The organism is Bacillus changyiensis (assembly GCF_027706145.1).
Classification (GTDB): Bacteria; Bacillota; Bacilli; order Bacillales; family Bacillaceae; genus Bacillus; species Bacillus changyiensis.
The window spans coordinates 1-5,478 of the sequence record NZ_JAQFWW010000017.1 but is presented as its reverse complement, the minus strand read 5'-3'; the positions used below and the strand labels follow the sequence as shown (position 1 = coordinate 5,478).

Here is a 5,478-nt window from a genome sequence, read left to right as displayed (position 1 = left end):
GTCTTTCGTGTTCCCACTTTTTGCGATTCAATTATACTTTTCACTCGTTCATTAAAATCAATATCTTCTTTGTTCACTAAGTCATAATTTTCATGTGAACGCTCTTCATCAATATCCGGATTTGTATGACTTATCTTTTCTCGTTGATGATGAATCTGCATACCTTTCAATGCTGGCGCTTTTATTTTCTGCATATGAACTACCGCAAAACTCACAAAAACCAACTCCATTCGAGGGTGGACATGATCGGGACACTTCCATGTAAGTATATCACACTATACTTTACCTACGTAAAGGTGTGCTCTGCGAGGCTTGTCGGCGATCCGCCGAGCCATGCCTTGCATGGAAAAAAAGACCTCGGACTTTGTCCGAACCTACAAGGGGAACTCTTCCCCTTGACCCCCTTTATCGAACTCCCCAACCCCTCATTCTTTGAGGGGCTCCCTCGCCGGTTGGCAGGAACAAACGGTTGTTTGTTCAGTGCCAAGAGGGTTCGGGTGTAGTGAGTCTGTCAACTCCTTAAATTCCTTCCGCTTTCGCTTCAGTCAGACATTTACCGTTGACAGACATCTGAAAATGAACAAATGTTGATTTGTCGGGGTTTCTTGGGATGTTCGTTTTCCAGTCTTCAATTCGATCGTTGAACTCCATATTCCTAATAGCTGTAGCAATCCAAGACTCAAACATAAAACAAAAAAAGAGCCCTTACAGGCTCTTAATTTTACTACTTACTGCATTTTCTTATTCTTTATAATCATAGCTATTAATATTACCAACAGTAATCCCATCAAGGGAAATGTAATATGTCCAGTAGAATGAGATGAATCAAAAAATAATGTATAGAGACTAATTGAAATAACTACTAAAGAGGTTATAACTAGAGATATTTTTAACAGCTTCATAAACATCTCCCTTCATTTTAAAAATTACTGTGACGTTATCCAATAAGGGTATCTTTGGCCATTAAAAGGGTTTCTTAAAACTCTAATTTTAACGCCTTTTCCCTCAGCATTATTGTAACTTAAAATACTAGCCCCCAGACTATAAACTGCTACCGAAATTGCTCCAGCTGCAACTCCTCCAGGAATTAACCCAATAAGTGCTGATGCTCCTCCACCTCCGTTTAAAATAGTAACCATTTTATTAACCGTACAAGAATTAAGGTAGAGTGTACCTGATACCCAATTCCCTTCATAACGATTAGATCCTTTACATTTAGCTGAAACAGTAAATTGTGGTTGAGACTTTGCTAAAGAAGCATTTGCCCTATCGTAGATTTTTTTAGTTTCCATAACAAGTGTCGGCGACAAGCCATCTTTCAATGCTTTCTTGTGATCAAATTTGATAAAAGTACCACTAGCATCTACATATGGTTGTAGAGCAAGCCCTCTCTCAGCTTCTTTTTGAATCTCATCACTCTCTACAGTTTCTTTTATTCTCTCAATTTCATCTTTTGAAAATTTCATTTGTGATAAATCAAAGGACACATTATTACCAACAGCACTACTTTTCTTACTAGTAGCAGCGCTAGCCATTGAAGTTCCATTCATACAAGCAGATATTAACAAAGCTAACACCACAACTATTTGCCAAGTTCTTTTCATAAAAATTAATCCCTCCAATAATAAGTGATATGTGTAACATATCATACTAGGAGGTAATTTTATGCTTTTTTTAAATTTTATTCAAAAAAAGTTATTAAATTCTAATCAGGAGTGTATTTTTTTTGCAACCATTTTTTATTATTCTTTTGATCATAAAATCTTTTAAATAAATATAAAATAACTAAACGAATCAAATAAGAGAGTAGACCTAAGGCCTACTCTCTTTATTTAACTATAATTCTTAATACCAGGATACCAATACGCCATGACTTCAAAAGCTTCATTGGCTACCTCATCATTATATTCCTCGATCTTCACAAGATCTCCGTCCTCTGCATCACCAAGATTCAATTAATTTTTATTTAAAAATTAAAGAATTTATGTAAAATGTTAATAAAGATAAAAAATTATAGAGGAGAATGAAACAAATTGAAAAAGAACCTTTTAACACTATTACTTATAGCAATGGTTGTAAATCTATTTTTACCTTCAACTAGTTTCGCATTATCAGGTAATGAGCCTACATATACTTACTGGATGCAATCAGGAAAGCAGAAATACGTGAAAAAATCTTTTGGAAAATGGCAAAATAAAGGTTCTGTATTTCATGGTCCAGGTACTATGACAAAAAACTACACTACCAAAACATCGTTTAGTATAGGACCCGGAGTGCAAATTCCATATACAAAAATCAATCTCTCAGTTTCTCTCGGTTCAGAGAAATCAATATCAACAACTGCCAGAAGGTCTATTCCTAAAGGAAAAAAAGGACAGTTTCAAATAAGAAATGAATATAGATATTATAAAGTCAAAATGGTTCAATGGATTAGCATAGATGGTCGTAGAGTAAAGACAGGAAAAGAGAAAACAATAACAGTCACGAAAAAAGCAGCATTAGAATCAAGAATCACTTTAAAAGGTAAAAATAAATAAAAAATAGGGCTATATTTGCCCTATTTTTTATTTCTCCATTTCAAAGACCAAATCAGCAAAATGACAATAACAAATGGTAAACCAATAATCAAAAACACAAGTGGAATAATATAAACATGCCAGCTAAATATACCAAAAAAATCATTAATATCATTTTCTACTCCGAAAAGAAGAGCTTCTGAACTAAGCTTGGCTAAGAATAACATTATAAAACCTGATATTGTTAAGATAAATCCAAAATTAAACATTTTATGCATAAATAAAACCTCCCGCAATAAATTGGCTACTCAATTCTTTACTCTGATACTCTTTTACTTAATTATGTAATTCTTAATGCCAGGATGCCAATACGCCATGACTTCAAAAGCTTCATTAGCTACCTCATCATTATCTTCTTCGATCTTTACAAGATCACCATCCTCTGCATCATCAAGATTCAATTCCTTATGTATTTCCTTCAAAATGCCACCATATCCAATTAGACGGCGAAATGAAAGTGCATCATCCAGATAATAAACCGTATCCAGATTGTCTTCTGTCACTTTATGACCTCGAATCACATCCGTATCCTTTATCGGATATTTCGAAATCTCAAGTACAGCTTTTTGTTCTTCCATCGCTTCTCGTACTTCACTTTCGATCTGCTCTGCATCAATTGAAGCTTTACCTTTGACCCGCTGTATATGTACAATTGGCGTGTAATCCAGTTTCATCGCTTTCTTCCAGAGGCTTGTCCAATCCTTTTGACTGATGTAAGACTTACCAGTGAAATAACTTTTCTTAACTGGAAGCAACACATGAAAATGCGGATGGTATGTATGTTCTTTGTGGTTTTTTGTGATCTCTAAAGCACGAAAATAACCAAGCTTAGCTATATCAACCCGCTTGTATTTCATCAAGCGATTAAAACCCTTCATCATGTCGGTTATTGACGGGCTCAACTCTCTGCCCTCGACATTCCGAATCGTAAGGGTGAGAAAAAGCCAAGCACAATGATACTGCCGATTCGCTTCTTCCACGATCAACTTATTATGGTACGCAATTTTTAACGACCGCCGCCAGGCACACATCGGACATAACCTCACTTTACAAAAATGGGCTCTTTTCAGCTTTAATTTGCCCGTTTCCAGGTCTCTTACAAACCAAAGTTGCTCTGCACATTCAAACAATCGCTGAGCCCGTTTGCTGTAGTAGGGCGCACCAACCCGCTTATTTAACCCTTCGTAATGCTTGCCCATGAGGTTAGACCGGGATTTTTTCCCCTTCCAATCTCTCTTTTTCCCTGTTGCAGTCTCGTCCTCAAGGATGTTATAATTTGATTCAGATGAATATTGCAAAACAAAAACTCCTTTCTGGCGCTAGTTTTCTAGCAATCTATTATTGTGGTGTGGTAACTCAATAATACCAGAAGGAGTTTTGTACTGTCAAAAACACTATCAGACCTTGGCAGACAAGGGATAGGAGCACTTTTCAAAAATCTTGGTGTTTCTATATAGTATCAAGATAAGAAAAGACTCGATTTTGACTCTGTCAAAACCGCATAAAATCGGCTGTTCCAGCCAATTTTTCTAAAACCTAAAACCTCAAAAACCAAAAAAATAAAAAACTCCCCTTTTTGGGGAGATTTTTTTATATATTCGTTTCAGTATTTCTTCTTTCAACAAAGCAATTTTTCGTTTTCATAACTCTCTCTCACGATTACTCCCCCCCTGTTAGCATAAGGAGGGTTCATCGGCTGGTTCAATTGGTCGCTTTTCGCTGCCGCTAGCGACTGACGTCGCTGCGCTCCCTACTTTCACCAGCCATAATCATTCTGCAACTCTATTATATCATCTCTCTAAACCTTTATCTCTTTCACGAGCCTGTTCACGCTTATGTAATTTTTCAAATTCACTTCCAGTAACTTTGTTCTTCAATTCAACAACAAATTCCTTAAAAACGTTTTTAAAGGCTCTCACGTCCTTTGTACGGGCTTTTAAAAATTCTCTAGTGTTTTTATATATTGAACTAATTTCGTCCCTCAGATCGAATATATAGGCTCTTAAATCACGATTTTCATTTTTAAGGGTTTTATTTTCCCTTTCCAAAACTCCATTTCGCTCTTGAGCAAACAGGAGGGCTTCATGATTACTATCAAGCGCTTCATGCAAATCTTTATTTTCTTGAACAAGATCCGTACTTTGTAAACGGTCATAGTCCTTTTTAATTGTTGCTGCTGCATGAACAATTTCACTCATTTTTTTGTATTCATCACGCGTAACAACCAAATTCCCTGTTTCCTTTTCGATTGTTTTGGGTTTTCCAAAATGAACGAGTTTTTCCTCAATCACAGTCTTCTTTTCTTTTTTTGCTTTTATTTTCAGTTCGGTCGGAACAATCCCACTTAAACTTTTCAACTCATCTTTTTTGGCCGACAGGTTTTTTTCTAGTGAATCAATTTCCTTTTCAAGTGTTTGCTTTTTGAATTTACTCGATTCGATATGCTCACGAGCTGAACCTTTTTCACCACGTTCTAATTCAAAACCAAGCTTTTGCATTTGTTCAGGAAACTTATCTTGTATCCAAAGCAATTCCTGCCGATTGAATACGTTTTTCCCTTGCAACTTCCCATCACGCATTGGAACAACTCCCAAATGCATATGGGGCGTTTTCTCATCAAGATGAACCCTTGCATAAGCAATATTTTGTTTTCCGTATCGTTCAGAAAACAATTCATAACTTTCTTTAAAAAATCTATCACGTTCATTCGGACTTAAATCTTTAAAGAATTTTTCGTCTGATGTAACCAATAATTCATTAACGAGTACAGCGTCTTTTCTCGTCTTTCGTGTTCCCACTTTTTGCGATTCAATTATACTTTTCACTCGTTCATTAAAATCAATATCTTCTTTGTTCACTAAGTCATAATTTTCATGTGAACGCTCTTCATCAATATCCGGAT

The 5,478-nt window shown here is 35.9% G+C and carries 7 protein-coding genes and 1 pseudogene; 1 reads left to right on the top strand and 7 read right to left on the bottom strand.

Translation table 11 applies throughout. The features are described 5' to 3' along the window. From PDT38_RS19240 to PDT38_RS19555, 4 genes and pseudogenes are all read right to left on the bottom strand, one after another. Positions 1–215 (bottom strand): plasmid recombination protein (locus PDT38_RS19240; protein WP_270803671.1); only part of this gene is annotated, 215 nt, incomplete at its 3' end. Between the two features lie 304 nt (positions 216–519). Then, positions 520–687: a hypothetical protein gene (locus PDT38_RS19235; RefSeq protein ID WP_270803670.1), complete on the bottom strand. Its 168-nt coding sequence runs from the start codon at positions 685–687 to the stop codon at positions 520–522. Positions 688–926: 239 nt separating this feature from the next. Then, the gene (locus tag PDT38_RS19230; RefSeq protein ID WP_270803669.1) at positions 927–1,604 is read right to left on the bottom strand and encodes a hypothetical protein; all 678 of its coding nucleotides are present in this window, start codon (positions 1,602–1,604) and stop codon (positions 927–929) included. Positions 1,605–1,832: 228 nt separating this feature from the next. After that, positions 1,833–1,955 (bottom strand): annotated as a pseudogene (locus PDT38_RS19555) (protein rep); the annotation flags it as partial. 78 nt (positions 1,956–2,033) lie between these two features. Between PDT38_RS19555 and PDT38_RS19225 the strand changes: the two are divergent. Next, positions 2,034–2,537, top strand: a complete 504-nt coding sequence (locus tag PDT38_RS19225; RefSeq protein WP_270803668.1) for a hypothetical protein — start codon at positions 2,034–2,036, stop codon at positions 2,535–2,537. 20 nt (positions 2,538–2,557) lie between these two features. On the opposite strand, the gene PDT38_RS19220 is transcribed toward PDT38_RS19225, so the two are convergent. The 3 genes from PDT38_RS19220 to mobV form a co-directional block, all read right to left on the bottom strand. Beyond that, complete coding sequence (locus PDT38_RS19220; RefSeq protein WP_270803667.1) at positions 2,558–2,794, bottom strand: hypothetical protein; 237 nt, start codon at positions 2,792–2,794, stop codon at positions 2,558–2,560. Between the two features lie 54 nt (positions 2,795–2,848). Further along, positions 2,849–3,874: a protein rep gene (locus PDT38_RS19215; RefSeq protein ID WP_270803666.1), complete on the bottom strand. Its 1,026-nt coding sequence runs from the start codon at positions 3,872–3,874 to the stop codon at positions 2,849–2,851. Positions 3,875–4,366: 492 nt separating this feature from the next. Continuing rightward, a partial coding sequence (mobV, locus tag PDT38_RS19210) for a MobV family relaxase (RefSeq protein ID WP_270803665.1) occupies positions 4,367–5,478 on the bottom strand: 1,112 nt, incomplete at its 5' end.

Excerpts from the sequence above, each read along its gene's own strand:
- PDT38_RS19230 (WP_270803669.1), bottom strand. The coding sequence starts at position 1,604 with ATGAAAAGAACTTGGCAAATAGTTGTGGTGTTAGCTTTGTTAATATCT.
- PDT38_RS19220 (WP_270803667.1), bottom strand. The coding sequence starts at position 2,794 with ATGCATAAAATGTTTAATTTTGGATTTATCTTAACAATATCAGGTTTT.
- PDT38_RS19235 (WP_270803670.1), bottom strand. The coding sequence starts at position 687 with ATGTTTGAGTCTTGGATTGCTACAGCTATTAGGAATATGGAGTTCAAC.